19 protein-coding genes and 2 tRNA genes are annotated in these 20455 nt (G+C 53.2%); 12 read left to right on the forward strand and 9 right to left on the reverse strand.

Annotated features, from left to right (window positions below):
• The first annotated feature begins 546 nt into the window (after positions 1-546).
• Positions 547-1287, forward strand: coding sequence for a peptidoglycan meso-diaminopimelic acid protein amidase (gene dpaA, locus ABOC97_RS21565; RefSeq protein WP_349601634.1), 741 nt, complete (start codon positions 547-549; stop codon positions 1285-1287).
• On the opposite strand, the gene ABOC97_RS21570 is transcribed toward dpaA, so the two are convergent.
• Complete coding sequence (locus ABOC97_RS21570; RefSeq protein ID WP_234504521.1) at positions 1258-2025, reverse strand: class II glutamine amidotransferase; 768 nt, start codon at positions 2023-2025, stop codon at positions 1258-1260. The two genes, dpaA and ABOC97_RS21570, sit on opposite strands and share 30 nt — an antisense overlap.
• Positions 2026-2066: 41 nt before the next feature.
• Complete coding sequence (gene lpcA / locus ABOC97_RS21575) at positions 2067-2648, reverse strand: D-sedoheptulose 7-phosphate isomerase (RefSeq protein WP_035894459.1); 582 nt, start codon at positions 2646-2648, stop codon at positions 2067-2069.
• A 237-nt stretch (positions 2649-2885) separates the two neighbouring features.
• Here lpcA and fadE point away from each other — a divergent pair, with 237 nt between their 5' ends.
• The 7 genes from fadE (at position 2886) to ABOC97_RS21610 (ending at position 11687) form a co-directional block, all read left to right on the forward strand.
• Entirely contained in the window at positions 2886-5330 is a 2445-nt protein-coding gene (gene fadE / locus ABOC97_RS21580; RefSeq protein ID WP_349601637.1) for an acyl-CoA dehydrogenase FadE, read from the forward strand.
• 130 nt (positions 5331-5460) lie between these two features.
• Entirely contained in the window at positions 5461-6231 is a 771-nt protein-coding gene (locus ABOC97_RS21585; protein WP_349601639.1) for an amidohydrolase, read from the forward strand.
• A 302-nt stretch (positions 6232-6533) separates the two neighbouring features.
• Complete coding sequence (locus ABOC97_RS21590) at positions 6534-7643, forward strand: AI-2E family transporter (RefSeq protein ID WP_349601641.1); 1110 nt, start codon at positions 6534-6536, stop codon at positions 7641-7643.
• Positions 7600-9159 (forward strand): TolC family protein, encoded by a 1560-nt coding sequence (locus tag ABOC97_RS21595; RefSeq protein WP_349601643.1) that lies wholly within the window; start codon positions 7600-7602, stop codon positions 9157-9159. The genes ABOC97_RS21590 and ABOC97_RS21595 overlap by 44 nt, the downstream gene beginning before the upstream one ends.
• Positions 9160-9209: 50 nt before the next feature.
• A complete protein-coding gene (locus ABOC97_RS21600; protein ID WP_349601644.1) occupies positions 9210-10250 on the forward strand; it encodes an HlyD family secretion protein in 1041 nt (346 codons plus the stop codon).
• Between the two features lie 5 nt (positions 10251-10255).
• Positions 10256-11263, forward strand: a complete 1008-nt coding sequence (locus ABOC97_RS21605; RefSeq protein WP_349601646.1) for a DUF2955 domain-containing protein — start codon at positions 10256-10258, stop codon at positions 11261-11263.
• Positions 11264-11267: 4 nt separating this feature from the next.
• On the forward strand, positions 11268-11687 hold the full coding sequence (locus ABOC97_RS21610) for an ion channel (protein ID WP_234504503.1): 420 nt from the start codon (positions 11268-11270) through the stop codon (positions 11685-11687).
• A gap of 60 nt (positions 11688-11747) precedes the next feature.
• Here the strand turns inward: ABOC97_RS21610 and ABOC97_RS21615 are convergent.
• Together ABOC97_RS21615 and dnaQ are read right to left on the reverse strand one after the other, a co-directional pair.
• Positions 11748-11824, reverse strand: a tRNA-Asp gene (locus tag ABOC97_RS21615).
• A 130-nt stretch (positions 11825-11954) separates the two neighbouring features.
• The gene (gene dnaQ / locus ABOC97_RS21620) at positions 11955-12686 is read right to left on the reverse strand and encodes a DNA polymerase III subunit epsilon (protein ID WP_349601648.1); all 732 of its coding nucleotides are present in this window, start codon (positions 12684-12686) and stop codon (positions 11955-11957) included.
• Here dnaQ and rnhA point away from each other — a divergent pair.
• The gene (gene rnhA, locus ABOC97_RS21625) at positions 12640-13218 is read left to right on the forward strand and encodes a ribonuclease HI (RefSeq protein ID WP_234504495.1); all 579 of its coding nucleotides are present in this window, start codon (positions 12640-12642) and stop codon (positions 13216-13218) included. The two genes, dnaQ and rnhA, sit on opposite strands and share 47 nt — an antisense overlap.
• On the opposite strand, the gene ABOC97_RS21630 is transcribed toward rnhA, so the two are convergent.
• Positions 13215-13937 (reverse strand): class I SAM-dependent methyltransferase, encoded by a 723-nt coding sequence (locus tag ABOC97_RS21630; protein ID WP_349601651.1) that lies wholly within the window; start codon positions 13935-13937, stop codon positions 13215-13217. The genes rnhA and ABOC97_RS21630 overlap by 4 nt on opposite strands.
• Before the next feature lie 31 nt (positions 13938-13968).
• Here ABOC97_RS21630 and gloB point away from each other — a divergent pair, with 31 nt between their 5' ends.
• Positions 13969-14724, forward strand: a complete 756-nt coding sequence (gene gloB, locus ABOC97_RS21635; RefSeq protein WP_349601653.1) for a hydroxyacylglutathione hydrolase — start codon at positions 13969-13971, stop codon at positions 14722-14724.
• A 71-nt stretch (positions 14725-14795) separates the two neighbouring features.
• Positions 14796-16157 (forward strand): murein transglycosylase D, encoded by a 1362-nt coding sequence (gene mltD, locus ABOC97_RS21640; protein WP_349601655.1) that lies wholly within the window; start codon positions 14796-14798, stop codon positions 16155-16157.
• Positions 16158-16220: 63 nt separating this feature from the next.
• On the opposite strand, the gene ABOC97_RS21645 is transcribed toward mltD, so the two are convergent.
• Both ABOC97_RS21645 and ABOC97_RS21650 read right to left on the reverse strand, forming a co-directional pair.
• Positions 16221-17015: an endonuclease/exonuclease/phosphatase family protein gene (locus tag ABOC97_RS21645; protein ID WP_349601656.1), complete on the reverse strand. Its 795-nt coding sequence runs from the start codon at positions 17013-17015 to the stop codon at positions 16221-16223.
• Positions 17016-17157: 142 nt separating this feature from the next.
• Positions 17158-18333, reverse strand: coding sequence for an MFS transporter (locus tag ABOC97_RS21650; protein WP_349601658.1), 1176 nt, complete (start codon positions 18331-18333; stop codon positions 17158-17160).
• A gap of 104 nt (positions 18334-18437) precedes the next feature.
• Here ABOC97_RS21650 and yafC point away from each other — a divergent pair, with 104 nt between their 5' ends.
• Positions 18438-19331, forward strand: coding sequence for a DNA-binding transcriptional regulator YafC (gene yafC, locus ABOC97_RS21655; RefSeq protein WP_349601660.1), 894 nt, complete (start codon positions 18438-18440; stop codon positions 19329-19331).
• A gap of 68 nt (positions 19332-19399) precedes the next feature.
• Here yafC and dkgB read toward each other — a convergent pair whose 3' ends face one another.
• On the reverse strand, positions 19400-20203 hold the full coding sequence (gene dkgB / locus ABOC97_RS21660) for a 2,5-didehydrogluconate reductase DkgB (RefSeq protein WP_349601662.1): 804 nt from the start codon (positions 20201-20203) through the stop codon (positions 19400-19402).
• Between the two features lie 163 nt (positions 20204-20366).
• Positions 20367-20443: transfer RNA gene (locus ABOC97_RS21665), tRNA-Asp, on the reverse strand.
• Between the last annotated feature and the right edge of the window lie 12 nt (positions 20444-20455).

A 20455-nucleotide genomic window follows, 5' to 3' on the forward strand; every position in this document is an offset into this window, starting at 1 on the left:
GTTCGCAGGTATCCGTTAACGACGACGTCAACAAAGCGTTGAGGCCAGCGTTTTGGTTAACGAGACAAAAGAAAGGAATTACACCGGAAACCCAATGGCATCCCAGGATTGGGTAAAACGAGGGATTGAAGCATCCTTTCTTACACTGTATTGAGAGTTACTCCGTGAATCATCCGAACATTCCATTATCTGGCCGAATGATTACGTAACTAAAGTTTACCATTTTCTCCTCCCGCGATGCAGTAGTTCTGCTTTTCAGCCCATTAAATTGCGAGCTAATACGCAAAGTTCCGTTGATTCAGACCTGGATAGCTGGTGAATCATCAACTTATCCTACACACTTTGTGACGAGAGCAAATGCACTCGCTCGCAGCACAACGCACCGGGTTCTCGCGGGAATGCAATAGGAAATTGTAAACGCCAACCGCTCCTCTTGCGAAAAAATGCGGTGGTGCTAAGGTGAGCGCACAAAAAACAGATTTATCTGCTTTTTCTCTCTATGGCCTCTCCTGGCGTGTTGTTATTTTTTATCAAGGAACATGTAGTATGCGCAAAATCGCATTATTTATTGCGATGCTTTTAATGCCGTGCGTTTCGTTTGCTGGGTTAATGAGCAGCAATAGTCCGACGACGCCCGTTAGCAAAGAATATAAGCAGCAAATGATGGGCTCTCCGGTTTATATCCAGATCTTCAAAGAAGAGCGCACGCTCGATCTTTTCGTCAAAATGGGCGAAACCTACCAGCTCCTTGATAGCTATAAAATCTGCAACTACTCCGGTGGTCTGGGGCCAAAACAGCGCCAGGGCGACTTCAAAAGCCCGGAAGGCTTTTACTCGGTACAGCGTAGCCAGCTGAAACCCGATAGCCGCTTCTATAAAGCGATTAATATCGGTTTCCCGAACGCCTACGACCGCGCTCACGGCTATGAAGGGAAGTATCTGATGATTCACGGTGCCTGCGTATCGATTGGCTGTTATGCCATGACCGACACCGGCATTGATGAGATTTTCCAGTTTGTGACCGCCGCACTGGTCTTCGGGCAGTCTGGCGTGCAGGTCAGCATCTATCCATTCCGCATGACAGATGCCAACATGCAGCGTCACAAATACTCTTACTACCATGATTTCTGGCAGCAATTAAAGCCGGGCTACGACTACTTCCAGCAGACCCACCGACCGCCGATGGTTTCGGTTGTCGATGGTCGTTATGTGGTGAGCAAACCGCTCAGCCACGAAGTGGTTCAGCCGCAGCTGGCGTCAAACTATACGCTCACCGAGGCAAAATAAACGCCATTCGCCTGGCATAATCTTGTGCCAGGTTTCATTCCCCGTCAGCGGTTGGGTGGCAATAACCGTCACCACATCGTTGGCGGTCGTTTCCTTCTGAAAATCGATTTCGACATCCTGATCCAGAAGCGTTGCCACACCAAACGGCGCGCGGCGGGTTATCCAATACAGGTTTGTAGAACAGAACGCCATCACGTAGCGACCGTCTGACAACAGCATATTGAATACGCCCTTCTCACGTAACTCATCGGCCAGTGACGCAATATATTTGAATACCGCCTGCATATTGCCCGGCGTGCGCGGGTAGCGCTGCGTCAGTTTATGCAGCAGCCAGCAGAAGGCTTTCTCGCTGTCCGTTTCACCGACAGGACGAAACTGCCCCGTCTCCAGCGATTTGTAGCCGGTGAGCTGGCCGTTATGCGCATAGGTCCAGTTGCGTCCCCACAGCTCGCGGGTAAACGGATGGGTATTCTCCAGCGCCACCATGCCTCGGTTGGCCTGACGGATATGGGCGATCACCGAGCAGGATTTTATCGGATAGTCCTGCACCAGCTTGGCGATGGGTGATTGATAGCTAGGCTGCGGATCTTTAAAGGTGCGACAGCCTTTACCTTCGTAGAAGGTAATTCCCCAGCCGTCTTTATGCGGCCCAGTGCCCCCACCGCGCTGAACCAACCCGGTAAAACTGAAGCAAATATCGGTTGGCACATTGGCGCTCATCCCGAGCAATTCGCACATATCACACCCCCACAGCAATCGGGGCCGAAGCCCCGTGAAACTTATGCCTTAACCATCTCTTTTTCGATAAGCATGATCAGGATATGGATAACTTTAATGTGAATTTCCTGCACGCGGTCAGCATAGCCAAAGTGCGGTACACGGATTTCGATATCCGCAGAACCCGCCATTTTGCCGCCGTCTTTACCGGTCAGGGTAATCACTTTCATGCCCTGCGCACGCGCCGCTTCAATCGCTTTAATGACGTTTGCAGAGTTACCGGAAGTGGAGATACCCAGCAGAACGTCGCCCGCACGACCCACGGATTCAACGTAGCGAGAGAAAACATATTCATAACCGAAATCATTACTCACGCAGGAGAGATGGCTGACATCGGAGATCGCAATCGCCGGGTAGCCCGGGCGGTTTTCACGATAGCGACCCGTCAGTTCTTCCGCGAAGTGCATCGCGTCACAGTGTGAACCACCGTTACCGCAGGAGAGTACTTTACCGCCCGCTTTGAAGCTGTCCGCCAGCAGGACTGCTGCGCGCTGAATGGCGTGGATATTGGCTTCGTCTTTAAGGAAGTTTGCCAGCGTATCAGCCGCTTCATTCAGTTCGTTACGAATAAGATCCTGGTACATGAGGATAATCCTTCAGCATTAATAAAATTGTCCTCGCTAGTGTAACGGATAGCGCTAGCGCAGAGAAGCGAGCGCCGTTCTATTCAGCGGATGTTTGGATTTTTGGTGCGCTAAAAAGCGGCAACAATGTGAGCGAGGTTGTAATTATTTTGTAAACACATTGCTAATTAAAATCACATCAACTACAACCATATCATCACAAGTGGTCAGACCTCCTACAAGACGGGGCATTTCTCTATGATGATTTTGAGTGTTGTATTAACCATTGCTTTACTCGGTGTACTCTTCTATCACCGCGTCAGTTTAACGCTCAGCAGCGTGATTCTGCTGGCCTGGACCGCCGCGCTTGGCGCATCCGGCCTTTGGAATCTGTGGCTACTGGTGCCGCTGGCCATCATTCTGGTGCCGTTCAACTTTACGCCAATGCGTAAGTCGCTGATCTCCGCGCCGGTGTTCCGCATGTTCAGTAAAGTGATGCCGCCGATGTCACGTACTGAAAAAGAAGCAATTGATGCCGGTACTACCTGGTGGGAAGTCGATCTGTTCCGCGGCAACCCGGACTGGAAAAAACTGCACAACTACCCGCGTCCTCAGCTGACGGCGGAAGAGCAGGCCTTTATTGACGGCCCGGTTGAAGAAGCCTGCCGCATGGCCAATGACTTTGCGATCACCCACGAAATGGCCGATCTGCCGCCAGAACTGTGGGCCTATCTGAAAGAACACCGCTTCTTTGCGATGATCATTAAGAAAGAGTACGGCGGCCTGGAGTTCTCGGCTTATGCCCAGGCTCGCGTTCTGCAAAAACTCTCCGGCGTGTCTGGCATTCTGGCTATCACCGTCGGCGTACCAAACTCTTTAGGCCCGGGCGAACTGCTGCAGCACTACGGTACTGAAGAACAAAAAGATCATTATCTGCCGCGTCTGGCACGTGGTCTGGAAATTCCATGCTTCGCCCTGACCAGCCCGGAAGCGGGTTCTGATGCTGGCGCGATTCCAGATACCGGCGTTGTCTGCATGGGCGAATGGCAGGGTGAGCAGGTTCTGGGTATGCGTCTGACCTGGAACAAGCGTTACATTACCCTTGCGCCTATCGCCACCGTACTCGGTCTGGCCTTTAAACTGTCCGACCCGGACAAACTGCTGGGCGGCGCAGAAGAGCTAGGTATCACCTGTGCGCTGATCCCAACTAACACCCCGGGCGTGGAAATTGGCCGTCGCCACTTCCCACTGAACGTTCCGTTCCAGAACGGGCCGACCCGTGGTCAGGATATTTTCGTGCCAATTGATTACATCATTGGCGGACCAAAAATGGCCGGTCAGGGCTGGCGTATGCTGGTTGAATGTCTGTCCGTCGGTCGCGGTATTACCCTGCCATCCAACTCCACCGGCGGCGTGAAATCCGTGGCGCTGGCGACCGGTGCCTACGCACACATTCGCCGTCAGTTCAAAGTGTCCATCGGTAAGATGGAAGGTATTGAAGAGCCATTGGCGCGCATCGCCGGTAACGCCTATGTGATGGACGCAGCGGCAACGCTGATTACCTACGGCATTATGCTGGGTGAAAAACCTGCCGTGCTGTCGGCTATCGTGAAGTACCACTGTACCCACCGCGGCCAGCAGTCCATCGTTGATGCCATGGATATCGCTGGCGGCAAAGGCATTATGCTCGGTGAAGGTAACTTCCTGGCTCGTGCTTATCAGGGCGCGCCGATTGCTATCACCGTGGAAGGGGCCAACATCCTGACCCGTAGCATGATGATCTTTGGTCAGGGGGCGATTCGTTGCCATCCATACGTGCTGGAAGAGATGGCGGCAGCGCAGAATAAAGATGTGAATGCCTTCGATAAGCTGCTGTTTAAACACATCGGCCACGTTGGTAGCAACAAAGTACGCAGCTTCTGGTTGGGGATCACCCGTGGCTTAACCAGCCCAACGCCAACTCGTGATGCCACTAAGCGTTACTATCAGCACCTGAACCGTCTGAGCGCCAACCTGGCTCTGCTGTCAGACGTATCGATGGCGGTGCTGGGCGGTAGCCTGAAACGCCGTGAACGTATCTCCGCGCGTCTGGGCGATGTGTTGAGCCAGCTGTATCTTGCGTCTTCAGTGTTGAAACGCTATGACGACGAAGGTCGTAATGAAGCAGATTTACCGCTGGTTCACTGGGGCGTGCAGGATGCGCTGTATCAGGCAGAACAGGCGATTGACGATCTGCTGCAAAACTTCCCGAACCGCTTCGTAGCAGGGGTTATGCGCGTGGTTATCTTCCCGACCGGTCGCCATTACTCTGCGCCGTCCGATAAACTGGATCACGCCGTAGCGAAAATTCTGCAAACGCCAAGCGAGACTCGTTCCCGTATTGGCCGCGGCCAGTACCTGACACCGAGCCAGTACAACCCGGTGGGGCTGCTGGAAGAAGCGCTGGTTGACGTAATGGCCGCTGACCCAATCCACCAGCGTATCTGTAAAGAGATTGGCAAAAACCTGCCATTCACTCGCCTGGATGAACTGGCGCATAACGCGCTGGCAAAAGGGTTGATTGACCAGGCAGAGGCCGCCATTCTCATCAAAGCTGAAGAGAGCCGTCTGCGCAGCATTAACGTTGACGACTTTGCTCCTGACGAACTGGCGACCAAGCCGGTAAAGCTGCCGGACAACGTACGCAAGGTTGAAGCCGCGTAACGTTATCTTCTCGTTATCCTCAAAGCGGAGCCTGGCTCCGCTTTTTTTTATCCAAACAGTCCTCAGCACTATCACCTCCTGATAAGGTGTTACAGTTAGATTAATGCCCTGCCATAAGGAGCGAATCACTGTGCCTGGTTTGAAAATTACCCTTTTGCAGCAACCGCTGGTGTGGATGGATGGCCCTGCCAACCTGCGCCATTTTGGCCGCCTGATGGAAGAGATTGTCGGGCGTGATGTGATTGTCCTGCCGGAAATGTTTACCACCGGTTTTGCGATGGAAGCCGCCGAGCAGTCGATGGCGGAAGAGGACGTGATTGCCTGGATGCGCACGCAGGCGCTGCGGACTAATGCCCTCATTGCCGGCAGCGCGGCGCTACACACCGGACGCGGGGCGGTAAACCGTTTCCTGCTGGTCGAACCGGAAGGCCACGTGCATGTCTATGATAAGCGCCATCTGTTCCGCATGGCTGACGAACACCACCATTATCTGGCCGGCGACAAGCGCATTGTGCTGACCTGGCGCGGCTGGCGTATCCTGCCGCTGGTGTGCTATGACCTGCGCTTCCCGGTATGGTCGCGTAATCGCAACGACTACGATCTGGCGCTGTACGTCGCCAACTGGCCTGCTCCGCGCTCGCTGCACTGGCAGGCGCTGTTGACTGCACGTGCCATTGAAAACCAGGCCTACGTTGTCGGATGCAACCGCGTTGGCACTGACGGTAATGGTCATCACTATCGTGGCGACAGCCGGATTATTTCTCCGCAAGGCGAGATCCTGGCGACCGCCGAAGCGCACCAGGCGACGCGTATTGACGGTGAACTGTCATTGTCCGCACTACAAGAATATCGGGAGAAATTCCCCGCATGGCAGGATGCCGATCCTTTCGCACTTGGTTAATCTCCGCGTGTTCTGGCCTGATGTTCAATCAGGCCAGAAACCCCATCGTTATTACTCATTATATTTCAATGAGATTCGATATTTATTTCCAGGCTAATCATTTTGCTTATTAAACGAGTGTTGCCGCCTTTTAATATTTACTTATTACGCCTGCTTTCTGTTCTACACTCATAAAGTGGATAAAATTCAACACCAATAAGCGGTTGCAGTTAATAAGATCCAACGATGACTTTTTTCTATTGGCTTGCTTTTAACATCAGGTCGGGATGGTTGTGTTTGCAATATCAACTGGAACAACGCTCATGGAAAATAATAATCTCATTATTGTTGAAAAAAGGCTGGTTGCCCGATTTATGGATATGTTCATCAAGTTTGGACTTATTCTGGCATTAGCCTCTTTTTGTTTTACCGTTTTCTCTCCCTTTCTGAACATGATGCTGTGGGCGATAATTCTGGCGGTTACGCTCTATCCTCTCCATCAACGCTTCGCTGCTCGTTTTGGCGACAAGCAGGGCTGGGCGTCTACTCTGTTGGTATTGCTGGGAATTCTGCTTATCGTCACCCCGACGGTCATGATGGTGAGCTCACTGGGTGACAGCATCAGCGGCCTGCTCAGCAAATTTGGTCATGATAATCTGGTCATCCCCCCTCCTCCCGATAATATCGCCACCCTCCCGCTCGTCGGGGAGAAACTGTACGCGCTATGGCTCAAAATCTCGGTAGATCTCCCCGGATTTATCAGCACTTATCGCACCCAGTTGGGTGATATTGCCAAACAAATACTCGGTTTTCTCGCCAGCATGGGCGGCGGGTTATTGGGTTTTGTTTTCTCATTCATCGTGGCCGGCATCATCATGGCCTGGGGCGTGGCTGGTGCAAACAGCGCCAGGCGTATTGCGATGCGCATTACCGATGAGCGCAAAGGCATTGCCCTGGCAAAACTCTGCACCAGTACGATTCGCGCCGTGGCGTTAGGCGTAATTGGTGTCGCGCTGATCCAGGCGCTGCTGGCTGGGGTGATCATGGTAGTGGCCGGTATCCCGGCGGTAGGCGTCTTCTTTATTCTGGCGCTGATTCTGGGGATCGCGCAGATCCCGGTGATTTTGGTTACTGCACCGGCGATCGCTCTTATGTGGGGTATGGACTTACACGGAATGGGGCTGAATATTCTCTTTACCGTGCTGTTGCTGATTGCCGGGATGGCCGATAACGTCCTTAAACCGCTAATGCTGGGTCGTGGCGTGGATGCCCCTATGCCGGTGGTTTTATTGGGTGCACTGGGCGGAATGGCGGCCAACGGTATTCTGGGCATGTTTATCGGCGCGACGCTGCTCTCCATCGGCTATCGCATCTTTATGGCCTGGGTGAATGATGGCCTGGCTAATGCGCCGAGCGATAGCGATGTTCAATGACGGCAGTCTGTGGCGTCTCCTGCTCGCGGGAGGCGCTAGCCTGGTACTGACTGCTTGTACAAAGCTGGGTCCGGATTATATTCCGCCAAAAACGCCCGAACTTGCGCAATGGCAACCGGCTACGCAGAAGGCCGTATCTCGCTCGGCCCAGCCATCCTACGCGCAATGGTGGACTCAGCTTCACGACCCCACTCTGACAATGCTGGTTAATGAGGCGCTGCGGAAAAATCCGGATGTAAAAATAGCCGGGCTACGCCTGCTGGAATCCCGCGCCCAGCTTGGGATTGCGGAGAGTCTGCTTGGACCGCAGGCGACTATTGGCAGCGGTGAAGTCGTACGTTCAGGCCAGGTTAATGACGGCCGTAGCAGTTCGGCAACCCGCTACAGCGCGGGTTTTAATCTTGGCTGGGAAATTGATTTCTGGGGTAAATTTCAGCGCGGCGTCGAATCAGCGGACGCCAGTTATTTCGCCGTGCTGGCGCAGTATGACGACATCCAGGTGTTGATGGCCGCCCAGGTCGCGCTGCTGTACGTCAATATCCGCACGCTAGAAGCCCGGTTGACAATCACCCGCAATAACGCCGCCATTCAGAAACGCAGTCTGCAGATTACCGAGCGCTTATTCCAGAGCGGAAACAGCGCTGAGCTTGATGTACAACAGGCGAAAACCCAATACCTTTCAACACTCTCTACGTTGCCGCAGTTAGAAACCAGCCTGCGTCAGAGTCAGAACGCCTTAAGCGTTTTGCTCGCCAGAAAACCGGGGGCATTGCCAGAAATGTCCGGAGACACCGGGGTGATCCCTCGCGGAGATTTATCATTAGTGACTGAACTACCGGCAGACCTGCTTCGCCGTCGTCCTGACGTCAGAACCGCCGAACGACAGCTAGCCGCGCAGTCAGCGCTGATTGGCGTTGCGGAAAGCGAGCTTTACCCGTCCATTTCGCTGATAGGTAGCGTCGGGATCGGCGCTCAGACCGGAAACAGTGGTAGTACGCTGTCGTGGGTAGCAGGGCCGACATTTAGCTGGAACCTATTGGATCAGGGACGGCTTGGCAACCAGGTCCTGGTTCAGGACGCACGTTTTCTCCAGCTGCATGAACGCTATCGCGACACCGTATTCCAGGCCGCACGCGAAGTTGATGATTCCGCCATCGCTTATGCCAATGACAAAGAAGAAATTACCCTACTTATCGACACCGGCAAAGCGGCGAGCCGCTCGCTGGAGATAGCCAATACGCAATATCGCGAAGGCATGGCTGATTTTCAACGCGTTCTGGATTCGCAGCGTGCGCTGTTTAACCAGCAGGAAAGACTGGTTAACACTCAAGGAGCGATGATGCGCGACCTCATTACCCTGTACAAAGCACTGGGCGGCGGCTGGGAGCCCGGTCGTCAGCGTCCGCTGGTTGACCGCGAAACCGATGCACATCTGCGCCAACGCGACGATTGGGTTCCACTGCTGGATACCCCTCTCCCTTCCGCCACCGAAATCCAGAAAGGTTACGCGCCATGACGACCCCCTCACCTTCGCCCGGACAAGCCAGCCGTCGTGGAACTGCGGTTATGGCAGTACTGATCCTGATTCTGCTCGTCGGGTATTTATTCGCCGACCGTTTTACCCCTTATACCTCGCAGGCCAGGGTACAGGCGTTTATTGTGCCCATCGCCGCCGAGATCAGCGGGCAGATCCAGCAGGTTCATGTTCGGGATAATCAGCGCGTGGCTATTGGCGATCCGCTTTTCGATCTCGATCCTGAACCTTACGATCTGGCGCTGGCGCGGGCTCGCGCTGATTACCAGACGGTATTAAGTTCAGTCAAAGCCAACGGTGAAACTATCGCCGCCGCCAAAGCGGGTTATCAGGCCTCGGTGGCCGCTTATGAAAATGCGGCGAAAGACGCCGAACGCCAGGAGAGACTGTATCGGGAAGATCCCGGCACTATCTCCGTTCGTCGTCTTGAAATTGCCCAGGCCGGTCGCGAAACAGCGCGTAGCCAAATGGCGGCGGCAGCCGCTGATGTTCGACGGGCAACCGAAGCGGCCGGAGAGATCGGCGATAACAACTCGCAGCTGCTCAGCGCCCGCGCCGCTATCAACAAAGCCGAACTGGACAGAAAGAATGCCCGTATTGTCGCCAGCAACCGTGGTCTGATTACCGATCTGCGGGCCGAAATTGGAAAATTTGTTGCAGCGAGTTCTCCCGTAATGACGCTGGTTGCGATAAACGATGTCTGGATCAGCGCCGATATGACGGAAAACAACCTCGGTCACGTGCAGCCCGGCGATGAAGTGGCCATTTTACTCGACAGCATGCCAGGACATATCTTCAAAGGCGAGGTTCGCAGTATCGGCTACGGTATCAATGCAGCCCCGGCACAACCTGCAGGCGCACTGCCCAGCGTCGACAACAACCGCGATTGGCTGCGTCAGGCGCAGCGCTTTCCGGTCAAGATTGCTTTCAGCAAAGACAGCCCGCCACCGCCGAATAGCCTGCGGGTTGGTGGCCAGGCCGATGTGCTGGTTTACGCCAGCGGCAGTAGCCTGCTGAATGTCTTAGGCAGCCTGTATATCCGCCTGATGAGCCTCTTCTCGTATCTTTATTGAGGTTCATGATGCATAACGCCGACCGTGCCGTGCTGAGGATAGGGTTTGGGATCGTGCTAGCCTCGCTGGTCTGCTACGGCATTGCGCTACCCATGCCGCATCTCGGCTGCATTATGGCGTGGATAGTGTTGTGTCAGGGTAAACCGCTGCCTATCCAAAAAGGGGCTATCGTTGGCTTGATACTGACGGTGATGATGACAGGCGGGGTACTGATGGTGCCGCTGCTGACGCATTATCCGTTAGCGGCGATGCTGCTCACCGCGCTGCTGCTGTACCGGTTAATGCTGATAGGGCTTGCGGGGAAAGGCCCTCAGGCTACTCTTCTGATTGCCTCCCTCACGATTATCCCCGTCGCCGGTCTGATTGAGCAGTCGCTGGCTATCGGCATTGCGCAAATGATGGGGCTAGGCATTATTCTCGGCACGCTGGTGAATCACCTGATGCTGGCGCTTTTTCCCGCCTCTCCGACGTCGCTCAGCACGACACTACCGTCTCATACATCCCATACGCTGGCGCTGCGGGCCGTTGCAATTGTGCTGCCGGTGTGGCTGCTGGCACTAAGCCACCCAGCGTTTTATATCCCTGCGGTGATGAAAACCGTCATGCTGGCGCAGCAGGCCAATACCCTGACGGCGAAAGCGTCCGGGCGCGAACTGGTTTTCTCAACGTTAATAGGTGCTCTGCTGGCTGCGGGAATGTGGTTTGGCTTAAGCGTCTGGCCTTCACTACTCATGCTGGTGCTCTGGCTGGGGCTACTAAGTCTATGGGTAGCCAGACGGATGATCCGACTCGCCACCAGCCGCTTTACGCCCTCATTCTGGAGCAACGCCTGGATAACTTGCCTGATCCTCTTCGGCCCGGCCATTCAGGATAGCGCGTCAGGTAAGGATGTATGGATGGCATCCGCCATGCGCTGCGCGTTATACATCGCTATTGCCCTTTACGCCTGGGCCTGCGTGGCGCTGCTTGAGCGCTGGCGCACGGGCAGCCAGCCAACTCTTTTCGGAGAATAAAACAATGCTACTGCCTTTACTCATGGGAATGCCGGTGATTCTGTGCAATATGTTGCTGCAATCGCTGGTTTCCGTCTGGTGTATTCGCTTTTATATCAAACGCTTTCATGACAAAGAAGGAGCCTTAGCCGGCGTCATGGCGCTGTTTGGCATCATTACCATCGTTCTGCTCGGCAATCTGCTGCAAATTTTATTGTGGGGCGCGTTGTTTTTGTGGCTGGGCGAGTTCACCACGCTACTGGAGGCGGTCTATCACTCGGGGGTGAACTTTGCCACGCTTGGTTATGGCGATATTGTGATGAGCCCGCAATGGAAGCTACTCGGCCCGCTGGAGGCGGTAAACGGTGCGCTGATGATTGGTCTGTCCGGCGCCTGCATGCTGGCAGTATTGCAGCATCACATTCGGAAGCAGTTAAGGCCGTAGATGAGATAAGCCGTAAAACGACGAAAGCCTGAATCATTTCTGATTCAGGCTTTCTGAATGTGGCGGAACGGACGGGACTCGAACCCGCGACCCCCTGCGTGACAGGCAGGTATTCTAACCGACTGAACTACCGCTCCACAACGTTCCCTTCGGAACGAGGCGAATATTACGGTTTCCCTGGAAAACCGTCAACGCTTTTTCTCTACTTTTGAATTGTTTGCTGCAAAAATCGCCCATACGCTCATTTTCACGGCGAAAATAGACGATTTATCCCCGCCAGAGGCAGCTACCGCCCTTTTTCTGCACCAGGTCGAGGCGCGATTCATGGCTCACCAGTTCCTCATCGGTGGCGTAAACCACACGTAACTTACCCTCAGCCCGCGCAATACGCTGAATACCGGTATTCCCTGCCAGCTGCTGCCCCTCACCTTCCATCGCAAATTTAATCGACGTTTGCCCACCGGTCATCGTCAGGTAGACGTCTGCCAGTATCTGGGCATCGAGCAGTGCGCCGTGCAGCGTACGCTTAGTGTTGTCTATTTCATAACGCGAGCATAACGCATCGAGGCTATTACGCTTGCCGGGGAACATCCGCCGCGCCAGCGCCAGGCTATCGGTAACCTTACAGAAGGTATCGGTTTTTGGAATACCGCGGTTGAGCTTACTAAACTCATAGTCCATGAAGCCGATATCGAACGATGCGTTATGGATGACCAGCTCCGCGCCGCGGATGTAGTCCATAAACTCGTCGGCTACGTCGGCAAAGGTCGGTTTATCCAGCAAAAACTCATCGGCAATACCGTGAACGCCGAAGGCTTCAGGGTCCACCAGCCTGTCTGGTTTGAGGTAAACGTGGAAGTTATTACCGGTCAAACGACGGTTTATCACCTCGACGGCACCGATCTCGATGATCTTGTGGCCTTCATAGTGGGCACCGATCTGGTTCATACCGGTGGTTTCGGTATCCAGAACGATCTGTCGTGTAATTGCAGTGCTCATATCAGTCATTTATGTCAGACTTGCCGTTTTACTTTCAATTGCAGATACAGGAAGTCTACCAGAGATGCTTAAACAGGTAGAAATTTTCACCGATGGCTCTTGCCTCGGCAATCCCGGTCCGGGTGGTTATGGTGCTATTTTACGCTATCAGCAGCGGGAAAAAACCTTCAGCGAAGGCTATCGTCTGACCACCAACAACCGGATGGAAATGATGGCGGCAATCGTCGCGCTCGAAGCACTTAAAGAACCCTGTACCGTGGTGTTGAGTACCGACAGCCAGTATGTTCGCCAGGGGATCACCCAATGGATCCATAATTGGAAAAAGCGCGGCTGGAAAACGGCGGATAAAAAACCGGTCAAAAACGTCGATCTGTGGAAGCGACTGGATGCAGCCCTCGGCAAACATGAGATTCGCTGGGAGTGGGTCAAAGGCCACGCCGGGCATCCGGAAAACGAACGCTGCGACGAACTGGCGCGGACCGCTGCCAATTCACCGACCCATGACGATACCGGATACCAACCGGACGCTTAAGCGTCCGGCTTGCGGTACTGTCGCGTCGCCCCAACGGCCTGCTGAATACGGCTTTTGGCTTTATTCTGCCGCATCGGATTAAGCGTAAGTGGAATAGTCCGCTTACGCGCGACAATCAGCTGTAAGCAGCCCAACGCGGGCAAATGCGTGCCCAGCAGCGCCCCGCCCTGTTTCGCCCACGGCAACACCTGGAATCGACTTTGGTGCAGCACTTCGAAATTCAACAGCGCCAGCCAGTCGAGCTGGCGCGTCAGAGTAAACATCCGACTGTTGTATGGGACCGATTTACGCAGCACCGGCACCAGCTTGCGTAATCCCATCAAGCTCACCGGGTTGAAGCTGCTGATAATCAACCAGCCGTCATCGATTAAGACACGATCCGCCTCACGCAATAGACGGTGAGGATCGCTACACCAGGGAAGCGTATGGGAGAGTAGACAGGCATCAACCGACTTTTCGGCAAACGGCAGATGCAGCGGGTCGGCCATCACCTGAATGGGGCTGCCCTCCAGAGAAATGTTCACCTGATGGGAGATAGCGCAAGCTTCAGTGTTGATCTCTGCGCTCAGATTCCCCACCTTGAGCAGGTGGAAACCGTACAGTTTCCCCAGCCAGGGTTTCAGTTGACGATCGATAGCCTCACGATAATATTCACCCCAGGGCATTTGCGCCCACGAGACAGGCGCCGAGACTGTTTGAGGTATCCTTGCCGGTTTCATCACAACCTTCCCTACGCGTAAGAGGTAACGAATGAATCTTAACAGTATTCCAGCATTTCAGGACAACTACATCTGGGTTCTTAATGATGAATCCTGTCGTTGTCTGATCGTCGATCCCGGCGAAGCCGCGCCAGTGCTAAAAGCTATCGAAGAAAAGTGCTGGCAACCCGAAGCGATTCTTTTAACCCATCATCATAACGATCATGTCGGTGGTGTAGCGGATCTATGTAAGCAATTTCCGAATCTTGTGGTTTACGGCCCGGAAGAAACAATTAACAAAGGCGCAACAAAAAAAGTTGTCGATGGCGATCGAATTCACATTCTCGATCATGAGTTTCATGTTTTCGCCACGCCGGGACACACTTCAGGACATGTCTGTTTCTATAGCGCACCGTATCTTTTCTGTGGCGACACCTTGTTTTCCGGGGGCTGCGGACGGTTATTCGAAGGCACTGCGGCGCAGATGTATCACTCGTTGCAGAAAATTAACACTCTCCCGGAAGAGACACTTATTTGTTGTGCCCATGAATACACGCTCTCCAATATGAAATTTGCACTGAGCGTTTTACCGCATGATTTGTTCATTAACGAATATTACCGAGAAGTTAAGGAGTTACGAGCAAAAAACCAAATAACACTCCCCACAACTCTGAAAAATGAGCGTCGGATTAATCTCTTTTTAAGAACGGATGACATTGATTTAATTAATGAAATTGAGAAAGAAACAAAGATGCTACAATCTGAGCAGCGTTTTGCATGGTTACGGTCAAAGAAAGATAACTTCTGACACTTCCGGGTTGCGTTTTCGAAAGTTCGCCGTTATGATCGCTCGTCTTTTAAGCAACTATTGACACACACATGAAGGCAAAAGCGATATTACTCGCCTCTGTCCTGCTCGTGGGGTGCCAGGCATCACAGCATGGCAACGTCCAACAGCACGCACAGAGCCTTTCTGCGGCTAGTCAAGGGGAAGCAAGTAAGTTCGCAAGTCAGGTGAGTTGGATGGACAATGGGACATTCGACACGCAGAATCAGGACTTGTGGGCTTATATTGGCGACGAGCTAAAGATGGGAATCCCGGATAATGACCGGGTTCGCGAACAAAAACAGAAGTATTTGAAAAATAAGAGCTATCTCCACGATGTAACTTTACGGGCAGAGCCGTATATGTACTGGATAGCCGGGCAAGTTAAGAAACGTAACATGCCGATGGAACTGGTATTACTACCCATAGTGGAGAGCGCTTTTGACCCGCATGCAACGTCTGGAGCCAATGCCGCAGGCATTTGGCAGATCATTCCGAGCACCGGGCGAAATTACGGTCTGAAACAGACCCGCAGTTATGATGCACGCCGTGACCTTGTTGCTTCCACAACGGCGGCACTGGATATGATGCAGCGCCTGAACAAAATGTTCGATGGCGACTGGTTGTTGACGGTAGCAGCGTATAACAGCGGCGAAGGCCGTGTAATGAAAGCGATGAAAGTGAACAAAGCCCGTGGCAAGCCCACCGACTTCTGGTCACTGCCGTTGCCTCAGGAAACCAAGCTGTACGTGCCTAAAATGCTGGCATTGAGTGATATTCTCAAAAACAGCAAACGCTATGGTGTTCGTCTGCCAAGTGCGGATGAAAGCCGAGCTCTGGCGCGCGTTCGTCTCGACAGCCCGGTGGAGATCTCTCAGTTGGCAGATATGGCAGGAATGCCGGTCAACAAGCTGAAGACCTTCAATGCTGGCGTCAAAGGCTCAACGCTCGGTGCCACAGGCCCGAAGTACGTGATGGTGCCAAAGAAGCATGCAGATCAGCTGCGTGAGTCCCTGGCCTCCGGAGAGATTGCCGACCTCCAGCCAACGCTGGTTGCCGACAACACGCCGTTGACCAGCCGCAGCTATACGGTCCGTTCGGGTGATACGCTGTCCGGTATCGCATCACGTTTAGGCGTGAAGGCGAAAGACCTGCAGCAGTGGAATAGCCTGCGCGGTAACAATCTGAAAGTGGGTCAGAGCTTAACGGTTGGTGCGGGCAGCAGCGCTGCGCGTCTTGCCGATAACAGCAGCATTACGTACCGGGTACGTAAGGGCGACTCACTGTCGAGCATTGCTAAGCGCCACGGCGTTAACATCAAAGATGTGATGCGCTGGAATGGCGGTACCGGCAACCTGCAGCCGGGCGATCAGCTCACGCTGTTTGTGAAAAACAGCGATCGTCCTGACTCCTGACAGGCAATCCATAAAAAAAGGCACCGATTCCCCCGGTGCCTTTTTTATTGCGCTCATTTCGGTTTATTTCCCCGGACTAAACTCCACAATCAACGGATTATGATCCGACGCGCGAGTCACCAGCACCGATGCCTGGCTGACATTAAGTCCACGATAGAAAACAAAATCGAGCGGTCGGCCAAATGCGCGACGGCGCTGATCGTCGTCAAAACAAACCGGCCGCAGCGACATCTCACGCGCGAAACGATAAAGCGCATTCATTCGCGGTCGGCTCCAGGCGTTGAAATCGCCGGCCATAATGACCGGGCCGTTATGCAGTGCCATCTGCTCACCGATCGGAATAAGCTGTTTGCTGTAAACGTCGACGCCCAGGCTAAAATTAACCGCATGGATGTTCACCACCATCAGCAGCCGCGCGTCTGGAAGTGGGTAAACGGTCACTAACGCGGATTTCGCGAGTCTGAGAATAGGTTCACGTTCACGCAGTGGGCAGCAGTATACAGGCTGCGCGGCGGACAAGGTCATGACGCCGGATGGATGGTGTGGTAAGGCAAAGGCCGGCACCTGATCTGCGGCCAGATAGTTAGTGGTCGCAAACTTAACTAATTCGGGTGTGGTTTGCGCTTCCTGAAGCAGCACCAGGTGAGCATCTTTACCAAACTTATTCAGCACTGAAAGCCATTCAGCGCGCTTCTGCTTAAAGATATTCCACACCAGGATTCGAATATTCTCTTCCGTGCTTAACGGCCTACCCATCGATAGCGCCTGGCTAATGCTGGTATATGCGCCTGGTGGCGGCAGAATCCGCTCCGCAGGTTGTCCGGCAATGTAGCGCATAGCGTAGGTATTTTTTCGCACTTTCTTTTATAACCTCAATAACGAAAGAACCCTCCTGCTTCCAGGAAGGTCCTTCAGTTATAGGGGCTTTTGCCCACGGTTTCAACGCTATTTGCGATAAAGCCGGCCGAACTTTTGTAAGTCCGAGCTTACCTTTCTCGCCTTAGCTTAACGCGACGCGGGCTGTCTTATCCAGACGTCCACTCAGACCAGTCAGCAACAGAGCGCCAACAACAATCAGCGCACCAATCCACGGGGTTTGTGCTAACCCATAGTGTTCAACCGTTTGACCACCGATGACCGAACCTAGCGCGATACCAACGTTAAAAGCAGCGATATTCAGCCCCGAAGCAACATCTACGGCCGCTGGCGTATATTGTTCGGCCTTCTGCACAACGTAAACCTGCAAACCTGGCACATTACCAAAGGCGAAGACACCCATCACCAGAATGGTAGCCAGTGCGGCATACTGAATCGATGCGGTGAACTGGAATACCAGTAACAAGGCGGCCAGTGCGGCGAAGATAAACTTCAGCGCAGGCACTGCGCCGTGTTTGTCAGCCAGTTTTCCCCCCCAGATATTACCGATGGCCACCGCGACACCATATCCCAACAGGATCCAGCTGACCGCATTTGGCGTAAAACCGGCTAAATTTTGCATCATGGGTGCCAGGAAAGTGAAAGCAGTGAACACACCGCCGTAGCCAAGGGCAGTGATCGCGTAGATCATCAGCAGGCGCGGGTGAGTCAGTACTTTTAGCTGGTCCGATAAACTCGCTGGCGCACGGCCGGGGATATTACGTGGTATCAGTATCGCACTGGCAATCAGTGCAATCACACCCAGCATCGAGACCGCAAGGAAGGTTTCACGCCAGCCGAAGTGTTGACCGATAAACGTCCCCAGCGGTACGCCAGTAACCAATGCCACGGTCAGGCCGCCAAACATGATGGCAATTGCCGAAGCGGCTTTTTCTTTCGGTACCAGACTGGTCGCAATCGTCGATCCAATAGAGAAGAAAACCCCGTGGGCCAGACCAGTCAGTAAGCGAGCAATCACTAAGGTGATGTAACCCGGCGCCTGCCAGGCCAGCAAATTGCCGATGGTAAATAGCACCATCAGCGCCAGTAGCAGTTGTTTACGCGGTAGCTTCCCCGTCAGCGCGGTTAAGACCGGCGCACCGATAGCCACGCCAAGCGCGTAGATAGAGACTAACAGCCCCGCAGAGGGCAAAGAGATAGATAACTGTTCAGCAATTGTCGGTACCAGGCCAACAATAACAAACTCGGTTGTGCCAATGGCAAAGGCACTGATCGTTAAGGCAAGTAGCGCCAGCGGCATAATTTACTCCACATCATCAGTATTAAGATGACACGTAGTATGCCCGGGTGTTTAAATAACAAAAATATTCAAAATCTCAATATAATTTTGCTTCAGGTGCAATAATGAGAGCTACTTCAGAAGAAATCGCCATTTTTGTCGCGGTCGTTGAAAGCGGCAGTTTTAGCCGAGCAGCGGAACAGCTTGAACTCGCCAACTCGGCGGTGAGCCGGGCGGTAAAGAAGCTAGAGTCGAAGCTGGGCGTCAGCTTGCTTAACCGTACGACCCGTCAGCTGAGCCTCACCGAAGAAGGAGAGCGCTATTTCCGTCGCATGCAGGTGGTATTGCAAGAGATGGCCGCTGCGGAAAATGAGCTCCTGGACACCCGTAATACGCCGCGCGGCCTGCTGCGGGTGGATGCGGCAACGCCCGTTATGCTGCATTTTCTGATGCCGCTGGTTAAGCCATTTCGCGAACGTTACCCTGAAATGACGCTTTCTTTGGTATCGTCAGAGACGTTTATCAATCTGATCGAGCGTAAAGTTGATGTCGCAATACGTGCAGGGACACTGACGGATTCAAGCCTGCGGGCGCGCCCGCTGTTCACCAGCTATCGCAAGATCATTGCCTCACCGGACTATGTCGCCCGCTACGGAATGCCGGAAAATGCGATCGATCTTAAAGATCATCAGTGCCTTGGATTTACCGAGCCATCGTCACTGAATACCTGGCCCGTATACTGCTGCGATGGGCAGTTCATGGAAATCAGCAGTAGTATCTCCTCAAACAGCGGTGAAACGCTTAAACAGCTGTGTCTAAGCGGCAACGGAATCGCCTGTCTGTCGGATTATATGGTGGATAAGGAGATTGCCAGAGGGGAGTTTGTTGAGCTGTTGGCGGATAAACGGATGCCCGTAGAAATGCCGTTTAGCGCGGTCTATTACAGCGATCGGGCGGTGAGTACGCGAATCAGGGCGTTTATCGATTTTCTGAGCGAATACGTGAAGGAAACTCACTAGCGGAGAATGCATGAAGGAGGCGCCATGCCTCCTTCAGTCTGGTTTGTACAATCAGGACCAGGGATCGATTAATCCCACTCTGGTGCCAGACTTTCCGGGCTCACCAGCCGGTCGTTGCAATCCAGCGCGGCGATGGCTTTTTTATCTTCCGCATCCAGATGCAGATCCAGCGCCAGCAGATTGCTTGCCAGGTTTTCGCGCTTGGTAGATGACGGGATCACGGCATAACCTTCCCCTATCGCCCAGGACAGAATCACCTGTGCTGCCGTCGCATTATGCTTCGCGGCAATACGGCCAATCACTTCATCTTTCAATGCCTTGCCATAAGCTAAAGTCATATACGATGTGATGTGAATACCGTGCTCTGTTGCCCAATCAACAACCTTGCGATTCTGCAGGTAAGGTGACAGCTCAATTTGGTTGGTTGCAATATTCTCTGCGCCAACCGCGGCTATAGCACGTTCCATCAGCGGGATCGTAAAGTTCGAAATCCCAATCTGGCGGGTCAGCCCCTGTTTTTTCGCTTCCAGCAACGCAGACATAAACTCTTCTACCGCAATCGCATCATTTGGCGATGGCCAGTGAACCAGCGTCAGGTCAACGTAGTCGGTACGCAACTTCTGCAGACTTTCTTTTAGGCTTGGGATCAGCTTGTCTTTGCTCAAGTTTTCAATCCAGATTTTCGTCGTGATAAACAATTCATCACGTGCGATGCCGCTTTCAGCAACGGCTTGACCAACAGCCGCTTCATTATCATAAATTTGTGCGGTATCGATGGTGCGATAGCCCAGTTCCAGCGCCGTTTTGACAGAAGCGATAACAACATCATCTTTCAGGCGAAAAGTACCAAGGCCAAATGCAGGGATTGTCATGATTTTCCTCTTTATTTATCAGTATAGGTTAACTAAAAACCATTATGACGAAGGCGAGGATTGGGAAAAAGATCGTTAAATGCAGAGGATTTTTGCTAAATCAGCAACAATTAAATAACACATACAAAAAAGCCCTGAGCAGATGCTCAGGGCTCTTAATAAGTGGCGGAACGGACGGGACTCGAACCCGCGACCCCCTGCGTGACAGGCAGGTATTCTAACCGACTGAACTACCGCTCCACCGAATTTCTT

It is taken from the genome of Kluyvera huaxiensis, assembly GCF_040149365.1.
Lineage (GTDB): Bacteria > Pseudomonadota > Gammaproteobacteria > Enterobacterales > Enterobacteriaceae > Kluyvera > Kluyvera intermedia_A.

Coding starts and splice junctions, on each gene's coding strand:
- dpaA (WP_349601634.1), top strand. CDS start 547: ATGCGCAAAATCGCATTATTTATTGCGATGCTTTTAATGCCGTGCGTT.
- ABOC97_RS21570 (WP_234504521.1), bottom strand. CDS start 2,025: ATGTGCGAATTGCTCGGGATGAGCGCCAATGTGCCAACCGATATTTGC.
- lpcA (WP_035894459.1), bottom strand. CDS start 2,648: ATGTACCAGGATCTTATTCGTAACGAACTGAATGAAGCGGCTGATACG.
- fadE (WP_349601637.1), top strand. CDS start 2,886: ATGATGATTTTGAGTGTTGTATTAACCATTGCTTTACTCGGTGTACTC.
- ABOC97_RS21590 (WP_349601641.1), top strand. CDS start 6,534: ATGGAAAATAATAATCTCATTATTGTTGAAAAAAGGCTGGTTGCCCGA.
- ABOC97_RS21595 (WP_349601643.1), top strand. CDS start 7,600: ATGATGGCCTGGCTAATGCGCCGAGCGATAGCGATGTTCAATGACGGC.
- ABOC97_RS21600 (WP_349601644.1), top strand. CDS start 9,210: ATGGCAGTACTGATCCTGATTCTGCTCGTCGGGTATTTATTCGCCGAC.
- ABOC97_RS21605 (WP_349601646.1), top strand. CDS start 10,256: ATGATGCATAACGCCGACCGTGCCGTGCTGAGGATAGGGTTTGGGATC.
- ABOC97_RS21610 (WP_234504503.1), top strand. CDS start 11,268: ATGCTACTGCCTTTACTCATGGGAATGCCGGTGATTCTGTGCAATATG.
- dnaQ (WP_349601648.1), bottom strand. CDS start 12,686: ATGAGCACTGCAATTACACGACAGATCGTTCTGGATACCGAAACCACC.
- ABOC97_RS21630 (WP_349601651.1), bottom strand. CDS start 13,937: ATGAAACCGGCAAGGATACCTCAAACAGTCTCGGCGCCTGTCTCGTGG.
- gloB (WP_349601653.1), top strand. CDS start 13,969: ATGAATCTTAACAGTATTCCAGCATTTCAGGACAACTACATCTGGGTT.
- mltD (WP_349601655.1), top strand. CDS start 14,796: ATGAAGGCAAAAGCGATATTACTCGCCTCTGTCCTGCTCGTGGGGTGC.
- ABOC97_RS21650 (WP_349601658.1), bottom strand. CDS start 18,333: ATGCCGCTGGCGCTACTTGCCTTAACGATCAGTGCCTTTGCCATTGGC.
- yafC (WP_349601660.1), top strand. CDS start 18,438: ATGAGAGCTACTTCAGAAGAAATCGCCATTTTTGTCGCGGTCGTTGAA.
- dkgB (WP_349601662.1), bottom strand. CDS start 20,203: ATGACAATCCCTGCATTTGGCCTTGGTACTTTTCGCCTGAAAGATGAT.